The sequence below is a fragment of the Blastochloris viridis genome (assembly GCF_001402875.1).
GTDB classification, from domain to species: domain Bacteria; phylum Pseudomonadota; class Alphaproteobacteria; order Rhizobiales; family Xanthobacteraceae; genus Blastochloris; species Blastochloris viridis.
This window is the reverse complement of sequence record NZ_CP012946.1, coordinates 3,175,453-3,199,279: the sequence shown is the minus strand read 5'-3', so window position 1 is coordinate 3,199,279 and position 23,827 is coordinate 3,175,453. Positions and strand designations below refer to the sequence as shown.

At 65.7% G+C, this 23,827-nt stretch carries 10 protein-coding genes and 1 pseudogene; 3 read left to right on the top strand and 8 right to left on the bottom strand.

Annotated features, from left to right (window positions below; all coding sequences use genetic code 11):
- Positions 1-108: 108 nt before the first annotated feature.
- The 3 genes and pseudogenes from BVIR_RS13875 to BVIR_RS16530 all read left to right on the top strand — a co-directional run.
- Entirely contained in the window at positions 109-459 is a 351-nt protein-coding gene (locus tag BVIR_RS13875; protein ID WP_055038190.1) for a transposase, read from the top strand.
- Positions 459-1,256 carry an IS3 family transposase gene (locus BVIR_RS13870; RefSeq protein WP_145911953.1) on the top strand — a complete coding sequence of 266 codons (798 nt, stop codon included), beginning with the start codon at positions 459-461 and terminating at the stop codon, positions 1,254-1,256. The genes BVIR_RS13875 and BVIR_RS13870 overlap by 1 nt, the downstream gene beginning before the upstream one ends.
- A gap of 167 nt (positions 1,257-1,423) precedes the next feature.
- A pseudogene (locus tag BVIR_RS16530) lies at positions 1,424-1,639 on the top strand (transposase); the annotation flags it as partial.
- Between the two features lie 84 nt (positions 1,640-1,723).
- Here BVIR_RS16530 and BVIR_RS13865 read toward each other — a convergent pair.
- From BVIR_RS13865 to BVIR_RS13830, 8 genes are all read right to left on the bottom strand, one after another.
- Positions 1,724-3,097: an aminotransferase family protein gene (locus BVIR_RS13865; protein ID WP_055038908.1), complete on the bottom strand. Its 1,374-nt coding sequence runs from the start codon at positions 3,095-3,097 to the stop codon at positions 1,724-1,726.
- 83 nt (positions 3,098-3,180) lie between these two features.
- A complete protein-coding gene (locus BVIR_RS13860) occupies positions 3,181-4,611 on the bottom strand; it encodes a KamA family radical SAM protein (protein ID WP_055038188.1) in 1,431 nt (476 codons plus the stop codon).
- A 286-nt stretch (positions 4,612-4,897) separates the two neighbouring features.
- A complete protein-coding gene (locus tag BVIR_RS13855; RefSeq protein WP_055038187.1) occupies positions 4,898-5,668 on the bottom strand; it encodes an acyl-CoA dehydratase activase in 771 nt (256 codons plus the stop codon).
- A 13-nt stretch (positions 5,669-5,681) separates the two neighbouring features.
- The gene (locus BVIR_RS13850; RefSeq protein ID WP_055038186.1) at positions 5,682-6,899 is read right to left on the bottom strand and encodes a 2-hydroxyacyl-CoA dehydratase subunit D; all 1,218 of its coding nucleotides are present in this window, start codon (positions 6,897-6,899) and stop codon (positions 5,682-5,684) included.
- 9 nt (positions 6,900-6,908) lie between these two features.
- Complete coding sequence (locus BVIR_RS13845; protein WP_055038185.1) at positions 6,909-8,039, bottom strand: 2-hydroxyacyl-CoA dehydratase subunit D; 1,131 nt, start codon at positions 8,037-8,039, stop codon at positions 6,909-6,911.
- A complete protein-coding gene (locus tag BVIR_RS13840; protein ID WP_082417160.1) occupies positions 8,036-17,329 on the bottom strand; it encodes a non-ribosomal peptide synthetase in 9,294 nt (3,097 codons plus the stop codon). The genes BVIR_RS13845 and BVIR_RS13840 overlap by 4 nt, the downstream gene beginning before the upstream one ends.
- Complete coding sequence (locus BVIR_RS13835) at positions 17,313-20,525, bottom strand: non-ribosomal peptide synthetase (protein ID WP_055038183.1); 3,213 nt, start codon at positions 20,523-20,525, stop codon at positions 17,313-17,315. Before BVIR_RS13835 ends, BVIR_RS13840 begins: the two co-directional genes overlap by 17 nt.
- The gene (locus tag BVIR_RS13830) at positions 20,522-23,827 is read right to left on the bottom strand and encodes a non-ribosomal peptide synthetase (RefSeq protein WP_055038182.1); all 3,306 of its coding nucleotides are present in this window, start codon (positions 23,825-23,827) and stop codon (positions 20,522-20,524) included. The genes BVIR_RS13835 and BVIR_RS13830 overlap by 4 nt, the downstream gene beginning before the upstream one ends.

The window sequence follows — 23,827 nt, the reverse complement described above, 5'->3', positions numbered from 1 at the left end:
TCCGCGCGTAGCGTGCAAGTATTTTCCGCGACTGGAGTGGGCCCTTTGGATCGGACAGTTTTGACGGCGTGAATTGACCGGGTCCGGGCTTTCGAAGGAAGAAAGCCCATGGCGAAGCATCGATCACATCGTGTCGAGTTCAAGCGTCAGGTTGCCCAGGAGTTTCTGGCTGGAGAGACTCTTCATGCGCTGAGCAGGCGCCATGATATCTGTCGCAACCTGATCCGGGTCTGGGTCGCCAAGTACGAGGCTGGGGACTTCGATGCCGACGTCGAGGCGGCGACCAAGATCCAGGCCTATGAAGCCCGGATCGGCGCGCTGGAGCGGCTCGTCGGCAAGCAGGCGCTCGAGCTTGAGTTTCTAAAGGGGGCGCTGAAAAGCGCACCACGGCCAAGAAGCGGGACTACGTCCGTTATTGTCGGCCCTGCGGCCTCTCTGTCGCCGAAGGATGCCGGCTGATGGGGATCGCGCGCTCCACCTATTACGAGCGGCCCTCCGGGACCTTGGACGATACCGCCGTCGTCGAAGCCATCGCGAGCATTTGCGAGGAGTTCGAGAGCTACGGCTGGCGCCGCGTCCGGGCCGCGCTCCGGCATCGGGGTATGGCTGTAAACCACAAGAAGATCAGGAGGTTGATGCGCGAGCACGACCTCCAACCGCGCTCTCGCCGCCGTCACGTGACGACCACCGACAGCAATCACGCCGAGCCGATCTTTCCCAACCGCGCCGCGCAGATGACGCCGACCGGTCCCGACCAGCTCTGGGTGGCCGACATCACCTACGTCCCCATCCTTGCCGGGTTCGTCTATGTCGCCATCATCCTCGATGGATGGTCGCGCCGCGTCGTCGGCTTTGCGATGGCCCGCACCATCGATGCCCGCCTGACCCTGGCGGCGCTGCAGGCGGCCGTCGCGCGGCGCAAGCCCCCGCCTGGTTGCGTCCATCATTCCGACCGCGGGGCCCAGTACGCAGCAAGGCTCGACCGTGCGGCGCTCGCCGAATACGAGCTCGTCGGCTCGATGGGACGCCGCGGCAATCCCTACGACAACGCCAAGGCGGAGAGCTTCATGAAAACGCTGAAGGTCGAAGCCGTCTATCCGATGGCTTACGAGACCTTCGAGGACGTGGCCGCCGACCTTCCCCGCTTCATCGACGACGTCTACAACAGCCGGCGCCTCCATTCGGCGCTCGGCTATCTGAGCCCCGCAATGTTCGAGGACCAACACGCCCGGACGATGGTCAATCCGGCCGCATGACCCTGTCCGATCCAAAGGGCCCACTCCACCGCCGGGCCGTCGACGCGCCGCCCGATCCCGCTTGACCCCTTCAACCGCCGAAAGGCACCATCACCCTGACCCGGGAGGTCCGCTCGGAGTGGCCGGCTTCAAATCGGAACGCCGGCCGGCTTCGTCGGAATCCGCACCTTGAGCCATGGTTGACGCGAGCCAGCGCGAGCCTGGTCGCATCGTTCGCCAACGGCGTCGCCAAGGATAAAGCGGCAGTCAGGGCCGCGATGACGTCGGCCTGGTCAAACGGACAAACCGAAGGCCAGATTACAAAGCTCAAGCTCGTCAAGCGTCAAATGTATGGACGCGCCAAGCTCGATTTGCTTCAGGCCAGACTAATCGGCGCCCCGTAGTGCGCCTGCACCAAAATTGCGTCAGAGCCAATATTGGGCGCCGATCGGGGGTCAATGTTCCGAGCCGATTGACATGGATGGGATCTAAAGGAGCCGAGCGGCCACTGCATCGGAGGCGACCCTGTCGAGCAAACGCGCGATCCGTTCCAGGATGAGGTCGGTATCCTCATGGGTCGCCACGAGGGGCGGGGCAACCATGAACCACTGCCCAAACCGGCCGCCCGCCGTCTCACGGGCGTAGATCAGGAGGCCGAGGTCGAGTGCGTGGCGGCGCAGCCGGTCAAGCGCCCGAAACTCCTGCTGCAAGGGGGCCTTGGTCGCCTTGTCTGCGACCAGTTCGACCGCGAGCAACATGCCCAATCCACGAACATCGCCAACCAGAGGGCAGGACTCTTTTAGCGCCTCAAGACCGGTCCGCAGCTCTGCTCCTCGCCTGATGGCATTGGCGCAAAGGTCGAGCCTGTCGAATTCGTCGAGGACCGCGAGTCCCACTGCGCACGACACCGGGTTTGCATTGTAGGAATAGCTGAAATTGAAGCCGGTCAGGCGCGCCAGCGTGTCGGCGTGGGTTGCCGACACCAGCATCGCGGCCAGCGGCGCGTAGCCGGCGCCCAGGCCTTTGGCCTGGACGATGATGTCCGGCCGGACGTCCGGCCAGTGATGGGCAGCGAAGAACGTCCCGGTCCGGCCGGCGCCGCAGATCGCCTCGTCGAAGATCAGGAACACGCCGTGACGGGTGCAGATGTCGCGGATGGCGGTGAAGAAGCCCGCCGGCGGCACCACTGCGCCCGTCGAGACACCACCCACCGGCTCGATCAGGAACGCCAGGACGGTCTCGGGACCGAGCGCGACGATCGTGTCCTCGAGCTCCCGGGCGCTGGCTGCGGCGCTTGATTCCGGGGTCTCGCCCGGATTCAGCCGATACGTCACGGGAGCCCGGATCGTTTGCGCCATCACAGCGAATCCGTCGAAAAATGGTCGCAGCGTGTCGTTGCCGCCGGCAGCCAGCGAAGCAATCGTTGCCCCATGGTAGGAAGGATCGAGCGAGATGATACGGCGTCGCGACGCCTGGTTGGTCGCAAGCGCATATTGGCGCGCAAACTTCAGCGCATTGTCGATCGCTTCGCTGCCGCCGGAGGCAAAGTTGACCCGTTCGAACCCGGGACCGGCCATGGCGCTCAGGCGCGCGGCGTAATCGAGGTTGCTCCGGCTTCGCGCGATCTGGGGGTAGGCGTAATCGAGCCGCAGGGCCTGGCGCGACATTGCGGCGACGACGTTGGGATTGCAGTGTCCGAGCGCGCTCACCATGGGACCGGACGAGGCGTCGATGTATTCTTTCCCGGCCTCGTCCCAGAACCGGATGCCCTCGGCACGCGCCATCATCGGGAGCGGCACGGCGGGCGGGCGGCCATAGAACACGTCCTGGGTCCCGCCGATTTCGGGGAATTCGGTCGACATGATCACCCCTCTTCGCCGAAGACCGGATCAAGCCGTGGCCTGACACGGCTCGTCGAATATCACCTCGTCGAGGCCGGCGCGGCTTAGTCCAGCAGGCATTCGGTGAACGCGTGAAGCGGCGCCGTGCGCTCCCCAGCTTGCTCAAACGAAAACCGCTCCTGCCCGAATGCCGGTCGCATTTGGTCGAGCCATGTCGCGCCAGGGTCGAAGGCAGCGAAGAACACCGTCTGGATCAAGCTGGCATCCCTCGCCTGAACGAAATCGCAGACGAGCAGCTGTTCGCGCGGATCGACCGCGGACGATGAGCCGTTGCGAAACGCCACGGTCCTTTGACGATCGGTCAGCTCGGTGCGGGTAACGACCCCCAGAATCCTGATCTTGCCGGGGAGTGCGGACATGGTCGGTCCTTGGGCGGAGCGCGCAAGGCCCGAGACGCTCGCGGCGGCACGGCGGAAGATCTCGTGGGCGCGCACGAGCGGCACCGCGAAATAGCTGTGGGGACCGGTGTCGCGCTCGATGAACATGTAGTAGGGGACGAGCCCGAGCCGCACGCCGGTACGCCACAGCTCCGACCATATTTCGGGAGCATCGTTCACGTGACGGATCAACGGCGCCTGCATCCGCACCTGGGCGCCGGTGTCGCGGATGCGCCGGATTGCCTCGCGTGCGAGAGCAGGCTGAAGCTCGATCGGGTGAGTGTAATGTCCCATGATTGCGAGATGCCGGTTCGCCGCGGCGACCTCCCCGAACAACCTGAGGCAGTCGTCGGCGTCGGCATCGGACACGAAGCGTTGCGGCCAATAGGCGAGTGACTTGGTGCCAATCCGAATGTTCTGGACGTGCTCGAGTTCGGGGGCGAGTAGTGGCTCGATATAGCGCCGAAGCGTTCGGGTCGCCATGATCATCGGATCGCCGCCGGTGATCAGGATATCGGTGACCTCTGGGTGCGCCTTGAGATAGGCGACAAGGTCGGCCGTGCTCCTCGCTTCGATCCGCATTCCTGGCATGCCGACGAATTGGGCCCACCGGAAGCAATAGGTGCAATAGGCGTGGCAGGTCTGCCCTTGAGCTGGAAAGAACACGACAGTCTCGCGGTACTTGTGCTGTACGCCCGGGAGCGGCCGGCCAGCGATCTTCGCGGTGTTGTGGGTAAGCTGCCCCGCGGGATGTGGGTTAAGGCCGCGGCGAATCCGCTCGACAGCACGCCCGATCGACTCGACGTCGGCGGCCGCCTCCACCAGCGTTCGCACGTCGTCGAAATCGGTCTTCGACAGCATGCCGAGCTGCGGGAACACCAACTGGAAGATCGGATCTCCTGGCACCCGCGACCAGTCGATCAGGTTCTCCACCACGTACCGGTTGGTGCGGAACGGCATTACCCGCGCGACGATGTCGATCCCGTGGCGAAGGTCCGAGTCCAGCCTCTGCCACTCCGGCATCCCGGAAACGGTTGAGCGGCCGATCGCATGATAGCGAGTCGAAACGGCCGAGCCGGGAAGCGTCACAGTCGCCATGGTCGGTCCCCGCGCAAGCGGTCGCTTCGCCCCCGCGCAGCGTCGCGGCGAAACCCTGTCCTTAGGTCGTTGCGCGTCGACTCGTACATCACCGCGCACGAACGGTGGCTGGAGTTGCGTCGCGCCCGAAGGACGCCGACCTCTCTTTCAATCGTCATTCCGCGCCAACCCATCCGCCAGCGCTCAAGAGCACCCGGCGATCTCGCGGCATCGAGCGGATACTCCGGTTTTCGCATTCCCGCCTCTTCCGTCGCAAAGCCGTCGCCCCCGTTTGCAGCAAGATGTTCTAAACTAGCCGCTGGGCGATGTAGGCGGCCCCGATCGCGCCCCGCACCTGGGGGTTGTCAACGATGTAGAGGTTCGTCTGCAGCTTACTTTCCAGGGCGCGGACCACGCCGCTGTTGAGTGCCACGCCGCCGCTCATCCCGACCGCCCCGCTGATTCCGACCTGGCGAAGCAGCACGACCGCGCGCTGGGCGATCGAGTCGTGTACGGCGCGAACGATGTCTGGGATCGGCGTTCCGACGGCGACGAGGGATACGATTTCCGTCTCGGCGAACACCGCGCAGGTGCTGCTGATCCGCAGCGGATTGCTCGCGCGCGCCGATACGTCGCCAAGCTCGCCGAGACCGAGGCCCATCGCGCGCGCGGTGACCTCGAGAAAGCGTCCGCAGCCGGCAGCGCATTTGTCGTTCATGGCGAACTGCTCGACCCGCCCGCTGTCGTCGATCCGGATGGCCTTGCTGTCCTGGCCGCCGATCTCCAATATGGTTCGGATGTCCGGGTTCCTGAGATGCATGCCAATTCCGTGACAAGTGATCTCCGACACGTGCTTGTCGGCGAACGGCAGGTTCTCCCGCCCGTAGCCCGTCGAGACGACGAATTTCACGTCGCCGCGCGTCACTCCGGACTTGGCGAGCACGTTCTCGATAGTGGTTTCGGCCGCCTTCCGGTTGGTGCCTCCGGTCAGGACCACGTCGAACGCCATCACCTCGTCGTTCTCCATCAGGACCGACTTGGTCGACAGCGAGCCGATATCGATGCCGAGCGTGATCATCGCGCTTCTCCGCTCACCGCAATGTCTCCAGAAATGCGTCGACGCGGTTCTTGATATGGGTGAAGACGTAGTTGTTCCGGTCGACGGGATCGATGCTGATGGTCAGGTGCTTGATCCCTTTGCGGGCTGCCAGGGATCGGAACCCCGGACCAATGGCCATCATGTTTCGACACCCCCAGGTGTTGGCGATGATGAACCCCTCGATCCCATAGGTGTCGGCAATGCGGTCGAGGTCGCGTTCCATTCGCTCGGCGCTCCAATGGTAACGGATCGCCCGCTCGGCGATGCTCCGGAACGGCTGTTCCTCGTCGAGCTCTGCCAAATTTGCTTCCCACAGTGCCGCCCAGTACAGAATGTCGACGGATTGGTCCAAGTGTCGGAGTAACTCGTCGGTATCGCCCGGCGTCTGGCCGATCCACATCACCCGCGGGCGCTTGGGCCCCCCGGTCTCGGCCAGCACCGCCGCCTCCTCGGACAAGGACTTGCAGAGCTCGACGTTTTCGGGGGCGCCGAAATAGTTCATCCCGAAGATCTCCAGAAGCTCGCGTGCCACGCCGGGCAGGGCGTGGCGTTCCAGGAGCCGGGCCGCCTTGCGATAGTACACACGGGCGCGATTTGAGTTCCGTACGCTGCTGCGCAGGCACTCCGAATCGAGCTCGGCCTGAAACACCTCGGCGATCCGGGTCAGCATTGTCTCGATCTGCTGAACGAGATAATCGAGCGCGTCGTTATCCAGCAGATTCGGTGTGTGCAGCGCGAAGGTCGGCGTGCCGTAGCGCTTGCCGGCCATGAAGATAGTCTTGAGCAGCCCCTCGCAGGGCTGGTCGTTGGTGAGCACGACGTCAGGCCGCGGGTAACACTCGGCGAGCATCATTCCGAATGGCCCGCGAAGGAACGAGCAGATGTCGCGGGAAAGCTCTCGCTCCTGGGTAAGACGGAAGACGTGGTCGATGTCGAGAGACTGCGCGAGCATGTTCGACATCGACTCGATATTCCACGGCAGCGCGCCGGCGGCAAACACGACCTCGGTCGGGAACTGCTCCGACACGTAGGCAACCTTCGAACCACCCTTGTAGGCCTCGGCGATCCGGTAGCAGTTGACGATGGAGCGCATCCGGGTCGTGGCGAGCAGCGATGCGGCCTCCTCTGTCGGGGCCCGCTGGCGGCCGATCAGATGCAGCATGTTCTCGTATTGCGTGGCGCGCTGTTGCGCGATGCTCTCCCGGTCCATCTCGCCTCCTCAGAAGAACCGCGGTTCCAGGAATGTCTCGATGCGTGTTTTGATGCTGGCAATATTGGTTCCGTTGTGCTCGCCTTCGATGAACAGAACGGGGACTTTCCGCTCTCGCAGCTTCTCTTTGATGTAGGGATAGTCGTGGAGGTTGGTGTCACAGAACTTCAGAGCGAAGTAGATAACTGAATCCACGCGATAGTCTCGCAACAGGTCAAACATGTGGCGCAGCCGGACGTCGGTATCGATACGGCGCGCGCTTGTGTGCTTCTCGAGGTAGTAGTCGGCGATGGCCGCGACCGGCTCGTTGTCGGGATCGATCCGGCCTTCGAAATATTTGACCCCGTTGCTGATGTCGGAGCAGACCACGTCGGCGCCGGTCGCCTCAATGACCTCAACGATCGCCGGCTGGTCGAAATAGCTGCCGCAAATCATCACGCGGTGGCGCTGGCGCCCAGCTAGGGGCTCGTGCGATGCGGTCGCGTCGAGAAGCGCCGCCATGCGGCCATTAAACTCGTCCTTCAGCCCAGTCGTCGCAGCCTTTACCACAGCGATCGATTGCTGCCCCGTCAGCAGCGGACGGCCGCGCCGGTTGCCATCCTGGAGCTGCTGCATCAGCTCGCGCGTACGGTTGCACCGCGCGATGGCCTCGCGAAGCGCTTCCTCGCCGACCACCCGGCCATAGCGTTGCTCCAGTCGGCGGATCAGCTTGCGGAGTTGGCCGGCGAAGAACGATTTGGACAGCGGGCTCGCATCACTGGGGAGTTCCACGAACCAGCTCTCGCAGCCGGGAACGGCCCGGGCCCAGGTTTCCCATAGACGCTTGCGCATGTCGCAAGCGTCGACGAACACCACTGCGTCGGCGAAGCCGTAGACGCCAGCGAGCCCTTCTCCGAGGCAGCTCAGCACGTAAGAGCAGTAGTTGCCGCCGAGGTACGTTATCGCGCCGTCGGGGTCGGCGCTAAACTCGCCGGTCAAGCGAAACGGGATCGCGCCGGCCGCTAGCAGAATCTCTTCTGGGGTCTGAATGGACACGTACCCGACCTTCGGCTGGTCGGTCGCGGCCAGGAGCGCGAGGCGGTCGCGGTCCAGGTCCAGGACATCCTGGAGCGCGGCGTCGATCGAAACCGGTCGAGTCATGACGGCGTTGTTTCCCCTGTCAGCGGGACGTTCCGGCGATCGCCGCGCAACGCCTCCGAGAGATGGTGGGACAGGCTCGCGATGGACGGTGCGTCCAGCCATTGGCACAGGTTCGGCGCGACGCCGAACCGGGCGGCAACGCGGGCATGCAGCGTCACCGCCGCAAGGGAGGTCATGCCGACGCTGCGCAGGTCGGTCGTGGCGTCGATCGGCGGCACGCCAACAAACTCCTCGACCATCGCCCGGATGGCCAATACCAGGCTTGGGTCCGCGTTCTCGTCCGCCACCGATAGCGGCGGACGTTGCGGCATCGGCAGCATGTCCGCCGCAACCCGGCCCGTTTCGTCGCGCGGAAGCGCGGCGACCGGAACGTACGCGTCTGGGATCATGTACGCCGGTAGCCACTCGGCAAGATGTCGCCTCAGGTCGCGGACCAAGGCCGCGGCCGAGCCCGGTAGCGCGCCCTTGACCACAATAAACGCGCACAACGCTGGCTGTCGGCGATCGCCGTGACCGTGCACAACGGCCGCGTCGGTGATGTTCGCGTGTTCGCGCAAGCGGCACTCGATCTCGGCGAGATGGACACGGCAGCCGTCGATGTGCACATCGACGCGATCCATCAGCTCGATCCCACCGTCCGCGAGCCGCCGTGCGCGAAGACCAGAGCGGAAGATCCGGGTGCCGGGGACGTGCGGATTCGGCGTGAAGCGGCGCGAGGTCGTCCCCTTATCGCCGAGATAGCCCCGCGCCAGGCCCGACCCACCGAGACAGAGCTCGCCGGTCACCCCGACCGGCAGCAGGCTGTCGTCGTGACCGATGATATAGGCCAGCGCGTCAGCGATCGGGGGGCCGACCAGGTTCTCGGCCGTTGCGGCCGTCACCGGCGTGCAGGTCGTCACGTCGATGTGCTCGGGCAGTCCGAAGCATGTGACGAATTCGTAGCCGCTGCGCCGCAGCGGGGAGGCAGCTCCGCCGGTCGTGATCAGGGTCCGCAGCGGCAGATCCGTAGCTACGGCGAGCCGTTCGCACAGCGCTGCCGGCAGCCAGGCGACCGTTACGCCGCGAAATCTCAAGCCTTCGAGTAGCGTCGTCGCGCACCACCGCGCCTCGTCCGGCGCGATCCAAACCGCCCCGCCGGCGCATAGCGTCGAGACCAGCGTGAGGAGGGCGGCACCCGACGTCAGATCGCCATACATCACCGTCTGGTCAGTCTCGCCGACCGCGAACCTATCGATGAACCAATGGGCCCGGTCGAGCAGCGAGCGATGCTCGATCATAACGTTCATCCGCGCGCCGTCGCGATCCGCAGCAGCACCCACGACGGCGAGCGTGTCGGGATCGGCCGGGCGATCGAGGGGGGCCGTGTCCGCTTCAATCGTGTCGTCGAGACGGACCACTGGGACCGGAAGCGCGTTCGATTCGGCGCCGCGGTCGCAGAGCAGCAGCGCTACACCGGTTTCGGCGAGCCGGGCCGCGACCCGTCGCGGCGGATCACAGGTGCCGAGCGGGACGCAGGCCGCGCCGGTCGCCCAGATCGCCAGCAGGGCGGACACCATCTCCACCGAGGGGGGCACAAGCAGGCCGACGATCGTTCCCGGCCCGGCTCCCTCCGCCGCCAGCCGCTGCCCGAGCTGCTGCGCCCGCCGGTGGAGGTCACGGTAGCTCACGGCAATGCCATCGTGGGCTACGGCGATGCGGTCCGGGGCGGCGCGAACCTGCCGTTCGAACAGGGTGACCACGGTCACAGCCGAAGCATCGTCCTCCCCAGCCGGAGCCTCATCCCGGACGGCGGGAAGCAGCGCGTCCTTCTCGGCCGGCGTCACGATCTCGATCTGTCGCAGCATCCGGCCGGGGTCTGCGACGATCTGGTCGAGAACGCGGAGATAATGCCCTACGATCCGCGTTGCGGTGCTGCGGCGGAACAGATCCGTGTTGTATTCGAGCTCGAAATCGAGACGCCCGGGGCGCTCGACCGCGCCCATGGTTAGATCGAACTTGGCAATGTTGTAGTGCGGGTCGATTTCCTCGATCTCAAGGCCGGGTATCTCGATGCTGGTGAAGGCTTGGTCCTGAACGACGAAGACGGCGCTGAACAAGGGCCGGCCGGTGGCGACCGTGTGCTCCACCATGAGGTCCCAGAGCTGGTACTCCTGGTGCTCGACGGCGCCGCGAACTCCGGCCTTGACCTCCCGGAGGAACTCATCGAAGCGGCGTTCGGCGCGCGGCCGGCTCCGGATCACATGGGTGCTCACGAACATTCCGACCACGTCGTGGACGTCCGCGAGATAGCGGCCGACCGTCGGCACGCCAATGACGATGTCCTCACGGCCGCTGTATTTGGAGAGAAGAACGTTGTAGGCGGCGAGCAGAAGCACATAAAGCGTGACGTCCTCACGCGCGCAAAGCGACCGCAACGCGCCGTGCAGCGGCGCGTCAGCGGTGACATTGATCCGACTGCCAGCGAACGCGAACCGCCCCTCGCGCGGAAAGTCGGCGTCGAGCCGGATCGGGGCCGGCGGCGCGTCGAGGATGCGGCGCCAATAGGACTCGTGGGCGCGGATCCGGTCGCTGCGCAAATGGCCATCGAGCCACTCGGCGAAGTCCTTGTAGGTTGTGGCGGGACGCGGCAATTGCACGCCGGCATAGAGTGCCGCGATCTCCTTGAGCAACAGGCCCATCGAGGTGCCGTCGCTCACCAAGTGATGCATATCGATGAGAAGAACATGGCGACCGGGCCCGCGCGGGACGACGGCCGCCCGGATCAGGGGTGGCAACGACAGGTCGAAGGGCCGGATGAAGTCGCGCGTGACCTCGCCGATCTCTGCCTCGTCGCAGGACGAAAGGCGCTCAATCGCGAAGCCCACGTTCGGAACGGCGTACTGGACGACGCGGCCATCCACGGCCAGGAAACCAGTGCGCAACGATTCGTGGCGGTCGATGACCTCGCGGAAAGCGCGTTCCAGCCGTGCGATGTCGAGCCCGCCACCGATCTGGAACGCCATTGGAAGATTGTATTCGATCCCGCCCCGGGCGGTGCAGACCGCATGGAGCAGTGCCTGGGTCGGCGTCGTGGCATAGTGCAGGCGGTTCTCCGCCGGTACCAGCGTCGTTGTCTCGCTCGCCAGGCCCGCGGCGAAACACACCGCGAGCGCGGCGATGGTCGGCCGGTCGAACACCGCGCCGAGGGCGACTGCGGTGCCGAGGGCCTTGTTGGCCTTGGCGATCATTATGGTGGCGCGTAGCGAGTCGCCGCCGATCGCAAAGAAATTGTCGTGAATGCTGATGCGGGCCCGGTCCAGAACCTGCCTCCAGATGGCGACGAGCCGCCGTTCGGCTGGGGTGCGGGGCGCCTCGCCGGCGGCCGCGGTGTCGCTGTCCTCGCGCGGTAGCGCCGCGAGGTCGACCTTGCCGCGCGCATTTAGCGGTATCGCGTCGAGCGTCACGAAGAAGGTCGGGCGCATGAAGTCCGGAAGACGCTGGCCGAGATGGGCCTTTAGGTCGCCGAGGCTCGTGGCGGCGCGCCAGACGACGTAGGCGTAGAGCTGCTTGTCGCCATTGCGATTTTCTCGGGCGACGACGACGGCGTCTTTCACCGCGTCGTGGGCGAGGATGGCCGCTTCGACCTCGCGCGGCTCGATGCGGCAACCGCGAATCTTCACCTGGCTGTCGGTGCGGCCGAGATAGTCGAGCGATCCGTCCGGCCGCCACCGCGCCACGTCCCCGGTCCGGTAGAGCCGTTCTCCCGGTTCGAACGGGTTGGCGACGAACTTCTCGGCGGTCCGCACCGGATCGCCGAGATAGCCTCGCGCGAGCCCCTGCCCAGCGATGCACAGCTCGCCCGGAACGCCGATGGGAACCAGCCTGTCGGCAGAGTCGAGCAGATAGACACGGGTATTGGCGATCGGCTTGCCGATCGAGATCGGTCCGTCGGCCGCGACGGGGCCGCTGGTCGCCACCACCGTGCTCTCGGTCGGCCCATAATTGTTGACGAGTTGGTAGGCGCCGTGGCCGCCGCGGCGCAAGCGGTCGCCGCCGGTCAGCAGCAGGCGTAGTGACCGGTTGTCGAACTGCAGGAAGAGTTCACAGACCTGTGTCGGCAGGAAGCCGACAGTGATGCCGGCGTCGTCGAAATAGCGCGCGAGCCGGGCGAGATCGAGGCGGATCTCGTTCGGGACGATGTGCAGCGCGGCGCCAGCCTGCAGCGAAGGAAGGATCTCCCACACCGAGGCATCGAAACTGAACCGGGCGTATTTGGTGGTCCGATCGGCACTGGACAGAGCGAAGGTCCGGATATGCCAGGCACACAGGTTGTTGACGGCGGCATGCTCGACCATGACGCCTTTCGGCGTCCCGGTCGTTCCGGAGGTGTAGATGACGTAGGCAAGGCTCCGGCTCGACGTGGTGATGCCGGGATTGCTGTCGTCGCCTCGGTAGAGCGCCGGCTGCCTGAGGTCGAGCGTCGGCGGTGCTGTCTCTCCCCACGGCTCGGCGCCGGCGAACAGAACTATTTTGGCCTGGCTGTCGGCCAGCATCGCGCGAGCTCGGTCGACGGGACAGTCGGGGTCGATCGGCAGAAAGGCTCCGCCGGCCTTGAGCACCGCCAGAATGCCGACCATCATCTCGAGCGATGGCTCCGCGACGATGCCGACCACGTCCTCGGCAGCGAGGCCGGTCCCGACAAGCGTGCGCGCGATCTGGTTGGCGTGCCGGTTCAACTCGCCGTAGGTGAGCGTCTGTGCCCCGTACACGACGGCCGGCGCGTCCGGGGTCCGGTCCGCCTGCTCCTCGATTAGGCCATGAACGGTCTGGTCGGCCGGAAAACTGGCCTCCGAGCGGTTGAACTCCACCAGGATTTGCCGGCGCTCGTCCTTGGTTAGCGGTTCGAGATCGCGCAGCTTGCGCGCCGGGTTGGACGCGATCTGCTCCAGGAGGTGCACAAAGTGTCGCGCCATCCGCTCGATGGTGTCGCGCCGGAACAGGCCGGTGCAGTACTCCAGTTCGAAGGCGATGGCATCGCCACGCTCCTCGGCCAGCAGAGTTAGATCGAACTTCGCGACCTTCCAGGGGACCTCCTCGACGCGGACGACGACGTCGTCGGCATGGAACGCCGTGCGCCCGCCATCGAGCGTCGTGAACACGGTATCAAACAGCGGATTCCGGCCAAGGTCACGTTCGATCTCGAGCGTGTCCACCAGCTCCTCGAACTGGTATTCTTGGTTGCCGTAGGCGTCGAGCGCGTGGGCCTTCACGGTGTCGAGATAGTCGCGGAACCGAAGCTCGCCGCGCGGCCGGTTTCGCGTCGCCAAGGTGTTGACGAACATTCCGACCACCCGTTGCAGCGCGGCAATCCTCCGCCCCGCCACCGGGATGCCGACGACGATGTCGTCCTGGCCGGCATATTTGGACAGCAGGACCGTGTACGCGGCCAGCAGCGTCATGAACAAGGTCGCGCCGGCCGCCCGTCCCACCGAGCGCAGGCGCTCAGCGAGCGCGGGATTGACCGTGAAGCGCACGAGGTCGCCCTCGAACGAGCGGACGGGCCCGCGCGGAAAGTCGGTCGGAAGCGCGAGAACCGGCACTTCCCCCTGGAACACCGCTCGCCAATAGGCCTGCTGGGCGCGGACGTCCGCGCTTGCGGAGCGGGCACGTTGCCAGGCGGCGTAGTCCTTGTACTGGACCACGGGAGCCTCCGGCGTCCGGCCTTCGTAGAGGGCGCGCAGATCGTCAACGAGGATCTCGATTGACAGCCCGTCGGCGACGATGTGGTGGACATCAATGAGAATCGTGTGTTCGACCGGCCCGACCTCCAGGATCGTTGCCCGGATCAGTGGCGCTCGGCCGAGGTCGAAGGGGCGGACGAAGCCTTCCGCTGCCTGCGCGAGCCGTACGGGCGCGCCGGGTGCGCGGTCCTCGAACGTGAAATCGACATCGGCATGCGTCTTCTGGACAATTTCATCGTCGACCAGCACGAACGACGTTCGCAGCGACTCGTGCCGTGCAATCAGGGCGCAAAAGGCGTGCTGCCAGCGTTGCCGATCGAATGGTCCGGCCACGTTCAATGCGAACGGGACATTGTACTGGACATCGCGCGGTGCAAGCTGGTGAACGATGAACAACCGTTTTTGGGCCGCTGAGACCAGGTGATGCTCGCGCGGGCCGACCTGTCCGATCTCTGCCCACGGGTCCTCCCGCGTTCCATCGACCAGGCCGGCAAGGCCGCGGATCGTGCGATGCACGAAGACGTCGCGCAGCGCGACGCCGGCGCGCAGCTCGCGGTTGACACGGGCGATCATGAGGGTCGCCTTCAGCGATTGTCCGCCGAGGTCAAAGAAGTCGTCGTCGAGGCCGATCCGCGGAACGCCGAGCACCTGCTCCCAAATTGCGGCGATGGCGAGCTCCACTGCGGAGCGGGGCGTGGCGGAGCTTCGGCTCCCGCCGGGCGGCTCGCCCGGATCGGGAAGCGCCGTCCGGTCGACCTTGCCGCTGCGCCCGATCGGAAGGCGATCGACGGCGACCACGCGCGATGGAACCATGTGCGGCGGCAGGTACTGTCCCAGCCGGCGTCGGAAGTCGGCGGCCTCGACCGCACCGGTCGCGACGACATAGGCGCACAGGTAGGGATCGCCGGCTGGGTCCACCCGCCGCGTCACCGCGGCGTCGGTCACCTCAGGATCGCGCAGCAGGGCCGCCTCGATCTCGCCGAGCTCGATGCGGAAGCCGCGGAGCTTGACCTGATCATCGTTGCGGCCGAGAAAATCGAGATCGCCGCTTGGCAGCACGCGGGCAAGATCACCGGTCCTATAGACGCGGATCTCGCGGCCACCGAGGCGCCGCACGACAAACCGCTCGGCCGTCATGTCGGGATTGTTGAGATAGCCGTCGGCCAGGCAGGCTCCGGCGATGTGCAGTTCGCCGATCGCTCCCCTGGGCGCCGGCAGCCCGTAGCGGTCAAGGACAAAGACCGCGGCGTTGTCGATCGCCCGTCCGATCGGCACTGACGATGCCGTATCCACCATCGGGTCGAACTTGTAGATCATGCAGCCGACCGTCGCCTCGGTCGGCCCGTACTCGTTGTAGAGCCCGACGCGACCGCCGAGGCCGGCGTGGACCTTCGCGGCGAGGCCGGTCTTGAAGTCCTCGCCGCCGACAATGAGCGTGCGAAGACGGGTATTGGCGGGCGCGCCGTCGCGCAGCGCCTCGGCGAGCAACGCCAGATGGGTCGGAGTCAGCTTGAGCGCCTCGACCTGGTCGTCGCGGAGAATGTCCCGCATCAGCGCCATTGCATCGTCGTTGCGGTAGACCACGATGCGGTTTCCCGAGACCAGTGGCGCGAACACCGAGGTAATGGTGAGGTCGACCGAAAGAGGCGAATGCAGCGCGAAGGCGGTGGGCGTGTCGCCGGCATAGGTCCGCACCGCCCACGTGACGTAATTGGAAAGCGCCCGGTGCGAGATCATCACGCCCTTGGGCGCGCCGGTCGAGCCGGAGGTATAGATCACATAGGCGAGGTCGCCGCCTGAGATTGGTGCGAGCTTTGGCAGGCGCTCGTGCGCCTCGGTGGCGGCGGGGTCGAGCGCGAGGTGGGCCGGTCCGAGGCCTGCGAACGGATGGGCGGCGCTTGGCAGCAACACGACTGACATTCCCGAGGCTGACGCGATGGAGCGGAAACGGTCGGCCGGGGTGATCGGGTCAATCGGAAGAAAGGCGGCGCCGAGCTTGAGAATGCCAAGAATCGCCGCGATGGCCTCGACCGAGGGCAATGCGACCAGGCCAACGATCGAACCACGGCTTACGCCGGTGGCGTGAAGCCGCGCCGCGATGGCATTCGCGCGACCATCGAGGGTCGCGTAATCCACCGTCTCCCCGCCAAACGAGATCGCCGCGGCCGCCGGGATCGTGCGCGCCTGGCGCTCGAATAGCTCCACCACGCTTTGCATCGTGCCAGTCGCTTGCGGCGAGCCTCTGGCAGCGGCACGCCGCTCCTCGGCGCTCGACACGTCGATTTCGCGCAGCCGGATGTCGGGCTCGGTGGCAACGACTTCCAGCGCAGTGAGGTAGTGGGTGGACAGCCGTTCGATCGTGTCGCGCCGGAATAAGTCGGAACAGAACTCGAACTCGAGTTCCAGGTCGCCATCCTGCCGCTCGATCGCGGTCAAGGTGAGGTCGAACTTCGCGATCTCGTAGTCGAGCTCGTAGCGGCTGAATTCGATGCCGCCGCCGACGGTCCGTACACTGTTCGCCGAAAGGGCGGTGAACATGGTGTCGAACAGTGGGCTTCGTCCGAGATCGCGCGGCGGCGCGATGCGGTCAACCAGGTCCTCGAACTGACAGTCTTGGTTCTCGAATGCCATGAGGCACTCGTCACGGACCTGTTCCAGATAGTCGGTGAACGGGAGGTCGCCGCAAGGCCGGCTGCGAAGCGCCAGGGTGTTGACGAACAGGCCGACAACGCCCTGAAACTGCTCGGCGTTGCGACCGGCGGCGAGCGTTCCCACGACGATGTCGTCCTGCCCGGTATATTTCGCGAGTACAACGTAGTAGGCGGCTAGCAGCAACATGTACATCGACACGCGGCTGCGGGCCGCGAGCGCACGCAACGCGGCGGCGAGCTGCGGGTTGGGACGAGCCGACACCCGGTCTCCATCGAACGATCGCGCCGCCGGCCGAGGGAAGTCGGTCGGCAGGTTCAGCGCCAGCCGCTCGCCGTCGAGCAGCTGGAGCCAATATTCCCGCTGCTGCTCGGCTTGCCCGCTCCCGGCGAACTTCTCCTGCCACAGTGCGAAATCTGTGTAGTCGGCCGGTAGTGGGGGCAGCATATCGCCATCGTAGAGCCGGCTTAGCTCTTCGCTCAGGATGTCGATCGAGACGCCGTCGCAGACAATGTGGTGCAAGTCGAGCAGAAGAACGTGCTTGAGGCGGTTCAGCCTGATCAGGCAGGCGCGGATTAGTGGCGGGCAATCCAGCTCGAACGGCCGAACGAAGCGTCGCTTGATTGCTTCGACCCCCTCCTTGCCGCGCGCTCTCTCGAAATCTAGCGGGACGCACATCGGCGCCTGCACGGTCTGGATTATGGTCCCGTCGGCAATCGCGAACGAAGTTCGTAGGCTACTGTGACGCGCCACCAGTGCCGAGAGCGCGCCCTGCAGGCGGGCAGCACTTAGCGCGCCGCTCAGTTGGATCGCGACCGGAACGTTGTACTCGACGCCATCGGGCGATAGCCGGTTCAGGACATACATCCGCCTTTGGTTCGCGGACGCCGGAAAGGAGGCCGGCTCAACCAGTGACGCCATCACGGTGCTCCGCTTGCGCTAGTGTGGCGACCAGTCGCGCCAACTCTGCCACGGTCGGCGCATCGAACACGTTTCTGAGCGTGATCTTCAATCCGAACATCCTGCTCAGCCGCGAGGCCAGCGCGCTGGCCTTCAGGGAATGGCCTCCGATCTCGAAAAAGTTCGCAGTTGCAGCGATGTTCCGGGCGTCGAGCAGCTCTTCCCAGACGCTTGCGATGGCGATTTCCGCCGCGTTCTCGGGCGGACGCGCTGAGCGACCTTCGGCCATCCACCGCGCTGGCTCAGGCAACGCGCTGAGGTCGATCTTGCCGTTGTCCGTGAGCGGCATGTGCTCGAGACGGCAATAGGCGGAAGGCACCATGTAGGCCGGAAGCCGCGCCGACAGGTGCTGCCGTAGCTCCTGCGGGCCGATGCCGGCGGCGGCGATATAATACGCGCAAAGGAAGGTACCACCGTCGTCCGCCTTCACCGGAATGACGCAGACCTCGCGAAGCCGGCGGTCCTCCAGAAGCCGGTTCTCGATCTCGCCGGGCTCGATACGGAAGCCGCGGATCTTGACCTGCCGGTCGGCGCGGCCCACGAACTCTAGCACCCCGTCGGCGCGGCGACGGACCAGGTCGCCGGTACGGTAGAGCCGCTCGCCCGCAACGTGAGGGTTCATGACGAAGCGCTCCGCGGTGAGGGCGGGGCGATGAAGATAGCCCCGGGCGAGACCGACGCCCCCGACATAAAGCTCGCCGACCACGCCAATCGGCGTCAGCGTCATGTGGCGGTCGAAGACATAGGCTGCCGAGTTCGGGATCGGCCGGCCGATCGGCATTGTTCGTCGTTCGGATCCGGTGACGACGTGGCAGGTCGAGTAGGCGGTGTTCTCGGTCGGGCCGTAGGCGTTGATCACTGTCAGGCGTGGGTTGGCGCTCCGGAGCCGCTCGATGTGGCGGATCGACGCCACGTCACCGCCGGTGATGAGATAGCGCAACTCGCCGAAGACCGTGGGGTCGGCGTCCGCCAGCTGATTGAGCACCGGCGTGACGAGGAAAAGGATCGTGATGCGGTGCCGGGTGAGTTCCTCGCCGAGTGCGGTGCAATCGAGCAGGATCTCGTCGTCGATCTGATGGAGCGTCAGCCCGTTGAGCAGCGCGCCCCAGATTTCGAACGTCGTCGCATCGAACGCGGGCGCCCCGGTCTGGAGCATCCGGTCGTCGGGACGAAATTCGAGATAATCGACATTGGTCACGAGGTTGACGACGCTGCGGTGCTCCACCATGACGCCCTTGGGCCGCCCGGTGGAGCCCGAGGTGTAGATGACGTACGCGAGATTTGACGGCCCGGTGACACGCTCCAGCGGCCCCTCGTCGACGCTCACGGCGTCCGCATCGCGCAGGCGCAGCACCGGGACGTTGAGAGGGAGCTTGCGCCGATCGTCATTCGGCATGATCACGGCGTGCGGCCGCGCGTCCTGGAAGATGTTGTCCAGTAAGCGGTGCGGGCTGTCCCGGCTGATCGGCAGGTAGGCGCCGCCGGCCTTGAGGACGGCCAGCATGGCGAGGACCATCTCGGCCGAGCGGCGCCCGACCACGGCCACAATGCTGTCCGGTCCGACCCCGTGGGCACGCAACAGCCGGGCGAGCCGATTGGTCCGGCGATCGGCGTCGCGGTAGCTGATCCGGTCGGCGCCGTCGACGAGCGCGATCGCCATCGGCTGGCGCCAGGCGTGCTGCTCGAACAGCTCGTGGATGCAGGCCTCCTCGGCGAAAGGCGACGGCGGCGGGTTGCACCCTTCGATCAGCCACTGCGCCTCGGCGCCGCCGACCACGGCGAGACGGTCGAGGCCGACGTCCCAGCCGCACGCCAGCTGGCCGAGCAAGGTGACGTAGTGGCGCCCCAACCGGGCAACCGTGCCGCGCTCGAAAATGTCGGTGTTGTGCTCGATGCGGATTTCCGCGCCGGCTGATCCCCAATGGATGTCAAAGATGAGATCGATCTGAACCGCGTTGGTCTGGGTGGCGACGTCGATCCATCGCGCCTGCGCAACGCCCTCGAATTCCGCGGTGTCCTCCGGCTCCGCCACGAGGTTGAACATCGTTCGGACCAGTGGAACGCGGCCGTTGCCGCGGGCCGGGCCGAGCTTCTGAATCAATCGCTCGAACGGATAGTCCTGCATGAAATAGGCTTCCTCGACCCGTTCATGCACGGCCTGCACCAGGCGCTCGAAGGTGTCGTCGAAGCGGACGTCCGCTCGTACCGCCACCATGTTGACGAAGAAGCCGACGGTGTTGGCAAGCTCCGGGCTGTAGTGCCGGCCCGAGAACAGCACGCCGGCCGTGATATCCTCCTGCTGGCAAACCTTCTGCAACAGCACCAGGTATGCGGCGAAAAGGCTCGAAAACAGCAGAACGCGGCTCTCCCAGCTCTGCTGCTGGAACGACTCGATCAGGTGGGGCGGAATAGCGACGATCTCCAATCCGCCGTTGAAGGACATCGCCGGTGACGGCGCGGCATCAGTGGGCAGGTCGAGGGCTGGCGGCTCGACCGGGAACCGGCCCAGCCAATAGGCCTCCTGCTCGCGGGTCTGCTCGGCGCCGAAATGGCGGCGCTGCCAATGCGCAAAATCCGAGTAGGTCAGCACCGCCGACGCCGGCGCTACCGCCTCGTTGCCTGCGAGCCGATTGTAGATCGACGTTAGGTCGCGCCACAGGATCGCCACAGAGGCGGCATCCGCGATGATATGGTGGACCCGCAGCATCAGGGCCTGATCGGCCGGGCCGAGCGTGACAAGTACGACCTCGAAGAACAGGTCGTCGGGTCTCCATTCCGAGATCGGTTTCCGGCAAATCGCGGCGATCTGCGCCGCCAGCGCGGCGTCGCGGTCCAGGCCGGCGTCCGCCGACGCGTCGATGTGACGGAACGCGCCGCCGAGGTCCTGATCGAAGGTCTGCACCGGCCCCTCGCTCTGCCGGGTCACCCGCGTGCGCAGCACGTCGTGCGCGGCGGCGAGCAGCTCGGCCGCCTGGCGCAACCGCCGCGGGTCGAGACGGCCTGCTAGCCGCTTGCAGGTGTTGATGTCCCAGATCGAACTGGCGGGATCGAGCTCGCAGAAATGAAGGACCCGCTCCTGCTGAAAGGTCAGCGGACAGGGAAGGGTTCGGTCGCCGGCACGGATCGGCGGATATTTGCGAATGCCGACGGCTGTCATGGCGAGGTGTCTCGACGTGAAACGTCGCCGTCCGGCGCCGGGCGCCCCCCGGTCGGGAGGAGGATGAGGCGCTCCTTGATCGGCACCGGCCGCCCGAGCATCGGCTCGATCAACTCGGCAATCTCGGCAATGGTCGGCAACCGGAGGAAATCCATCGCCCTCAGCCGCGTGCCAAGCGCCTGATCGAGCGCCGCGATGAAGCGAAGCGTCAGCAGCGAGTTTCCTCCGAGGCGGAAGAAATTGCTGGCGGGCGTCAGGCCCCGTAGGTCGAGCAGATCTTCGGCAATGGCGATGATTGTGCGTTCGAGCTCGCTCGCGGCGCGTTGTGGCGGCGCCTCGGGCGCGCCGTTTCGGGCTGGGGCAGGCAGGCGCTGCATGTCGACCTTGCCGCTCGGAAGCCGGGGCAGGCGGTCAAGCGCGACGAACGCCTCTGGAATCATGAACCTTGGCAGCCACGCTGCCAATTCGGCCGAGATCCGCTCTATCGAAGCCGGGTGGTCCTTTTCGAAGGCAAGATAGGCGACGAGGCTGTTCTGGCCGAGCGGGCCGTCCTTGACGGACACGGCGGCCTCGGCCACCCCCGCGCAGCCTAACAGCTTTTGCTCGACCTCGCCGATCTCGACGCGGAAGCCGCGGATCTTGACCTGCCTGTCGGCGCGGCCGAGATAGTATATCAGCCCGTCGTCGCCCCATTTTGCGAGGTCGCCGGTGCGGTAGAGGCGACCGCCTGCGGCATCGGGCGTCGCGCAAAATCGCTCCGCGGTCAGGTCGGGCCGATTGAGGTATTCTGCTGCGAGCCCGACGCCGGACAGGCACAATTCACCGACAACGCCGACCGGAACCGGACGAAGCGTCTCGTCAAAAATGTGCGCGAAGGTGTTCGCAATGGGCCTGCCGATCGGAACCCGCCTCGCCTCCGTCCCGCGCGGCAGGGAATGATAGGTGGCGTAGATCGCAGCCTCGGTCGGACCGTACAGGTTTTCGAGCCGGACATCGGGAACCATGCGATGGAAGCGGTTGACCAGGTCGGGCTTGAGCGCCTCGCCCGCCGCGAAGACATAACGAACCGTGGCGAGTGCCGAAACGTCGCCCGCCGACAGGGTCCCCAACAGCACGTCCAGCATCGATGGCACGAAATTGACGTGCGTCACCGCAAACGTCGCGATGGCGTCCAGCAAGGCCCGGCTGTCGCGTTCCGCGCCACGGTCGAGCACCGCGAGCCGGCCGTCGTCGAACAGCCAGCCGAACAGTTCGGCAGCCGACACGTCGAAGGTGAAGTTCGTCTTGAGCAGGATCGTCTTGGCGGCCAGCGGGTACGTCGCCTCCAGGAACGCGAGCGTATTCATCAGGGCGCGATGGGTGACCACCACCCCTTTCGGATCGCCGGTGGAGCCGGAGGTGTAGATCACATAGGCCGGCCGTTCGGGGTCAAATGTCCGCTTCGGATCGATGGCAGGCGCGGCATAGGACGTCGCGTCGTCGACGTTGATGACGGGCACGGGACCGAGGCGTCCCACCGGCACGGGCGGCGACTCGCTCGCAACGAGCAGGCAGCGGACGCCACCATCCTTCAGGATGTAGTCGATCCGCTGCTGCGGAAAGCCCGGATCAATCGGAATATAGGCCGCGCCGGCCTTGAGGGCGGCGAAGATCGCCACCACCATCGCCGGCGAGCGCTCCAGCATCACCGCGACGATGTCGCCGTCGGCGACGCCGGCCTCCATGAGGGCCGCGGCGAGCTGGTTGGCCCTCCGGTTCACCTCGCTGCAAGTGAGTGCGCCGGCCGATGTCAGCAGCGCCGGCTGATCTGGTGCGCGGGCCGCACGCTCCTCCAGCATCCCAACGATGCCGCGGCCGAGGACACACGGGGCGACATCGCCCTCTTCGAACAAGCGGATCAGCCGCTCCTCGTCCGCGTCGAACATCGGCAGATCGCGGGCGATCGCCTCCGGGCGCTCGATCATCGCAGTGAGCAGCACCTCGTAGTGACGTAGAATACGCTGAATAGTGGCCGCCTCGAACAGGTCGGTGTTGTACTCCAGGCGCAGCTCGGAGGCGCGGGGACCAGTGTGGAAATTGAGGAGTAGATCGACTTGCGTCGCGGTGATGTCCGGCTCCAGGACACGCTCCTGGCGGACGCCGTGAAACACGTGCGGCGCGTCGAATTCGGTGACCATGTTGAACATCGTCCGGAACAGCGGGTTGCGGCGATGCTCACGATCCAGCTCCAGTCGATCGACGAGGCGCTCGAGCGGGTAATCTTGCATGCGATGGGCGCCGGTCATCCGATCGTGGACGTGGCGCACGAAATCGTCGACGGTGGCTTGCGGATCGACCCGCAGCCGCAGCGCAACGGTGTTGGCGAAGAAGCCGGCGAGCGGCTTCAGTCTCGGGTCGTGATGGCGTCCGGCGAACACCGTGCCGATGACGATGTCGTCCTGCCGGCAATACTTGCAGAGCAGCAAAGCCTGCGCCGCAAGCATCGTCGAAAACGGGACGATGCGATGCCTCAGGCTGAACGACTGCACCCGGTTGACGAGATCAGGAGGCAGCGGGCGCCGTTCGGCGGCCCCTCGAAACGACAGCTCCGGCGGCGCCGAGAGGTCGGCGGGAAGATCGAGATCCGGTGGCCTGTCGGAGAATTGCGAGAGCCAATAGCTCTCCAATTCGTGGGTATTGCGGTCGGAGAACCGCTCCCGTAGCCAGCGCGCATAGTCGGCATAGTCGAGGGCAAGCGGAGGCGGTTCGTCCTCGCCCACCCGTCGTGCGTTGTAGAGTCGCGTCAGGTCGTTCCACAGAATGCGGATCGTGGTGGCATCGGAAATGATGTGATGCAGTTTTAGGATGAGCTGCCACTCCTCCTCCGCCCAGCGCACCAGCACGACCTTGAAAAGACGGTCGGTCTCGAGCGAAAAGGGACGCCCGTACTCCTGGTTCAGCAGGGTCTGCGCGCCGGCTTCGAACGCTGCGGACGGGTCGGCACCATCGCCACCTTGGGATCGGTCGACATACTCGAAGACCCCCTCCGTGCCCTTGAAGGGCGACTGGAACAGTGCACCGTTGACGAGGGTGATTCGGGTGCGAAGCGCGGCGTGGCGGTCAATCAGCACCGCCACTGCATCCTCCAAAGCGCGGACATCAAGCGGCCCTGACAGCCGCCGGCAGGACGCGCGGGTCCATATCGACTTCTGCGGCGAGAGCTCGTTCAGGAAGAAGATGCGCTCCTGCTGGAACGACAGCGGATCCAGCGCCTCATCGGAGGGCCGTCCGAGTTCCAGGCTCGCGGCGATGGTGGTGGGCAT

Coding starts and splice junctions, on each gene's coding strand:
- BVIR_RS13875 (WP_055038190.1), top strand. CDS start 109: ATGGCGAAGCATCGATCACATCGTGTCGAGTTCAAGCGTCAGGTTGCC.
- BVIR_RS13870 (WP_145911953.1), top strand. CDS start 459: ATGGGGATCGCGCGCTCCACCTATTACGAGCGGCCCTCCGGGACCTTG.
- BVIR_RS13865 (WP_055038908.1), bottom strand. CDS start 3,097: ATGTCGACCGAATTCCCCGAAATCGGCGGGACCCAGGACGTGTTCTAT.
- BVIR_RS13860 (WP_055038188.1), bottom strand. CDS start 4,611: ATGGCGACTGTGACGCTTCCCGGCTCGGCCGTTTCGACTCGCTATCAT.
- BVIR_RS13855 (WP_055038187.1), bottom strand. CDS start 5,668: ATGATCACGCTCGGCATCGATATCGGCTCGCTGTCGACCAAGTCGGTC.
- BVIR_RS13850 (WP_055038186.1), bottom strand. CDS start 6,899: ATGGACCGGGAGAGCATCGCGCAACAGCGCGCCACGCAATACGAGAAC.
- BVIR_RS13845 (WP_055038185.1), bottom strand. CDS start 8,039: ATGACTCGACCGGTTTCGATCGACGCCGCGCTCCAGGATGTCCTGGAC.
- BVIR_RS13840 (WP_082417160.1), bottom strand. CDS start 17,329: ATGGCGTCACTGGTTGAGCCGGCCTCCTTTCCGGCGTCCGCGAACCAA.
- BVIR_RS13835 (WP_055038183.1), bottom strand. CDS start 20,525: ATGACAGCCGTCGGCATTCGCAAATATCCGCCGATCCGTGCCGGCGAC.
- BVIR_RS13830 (WP_055038182.1), bottom strand. CDS start 23,827: ATGCCCACCACCATCGCCGCGAGCCTGGAACTCGGACGGCCCTCCGAT.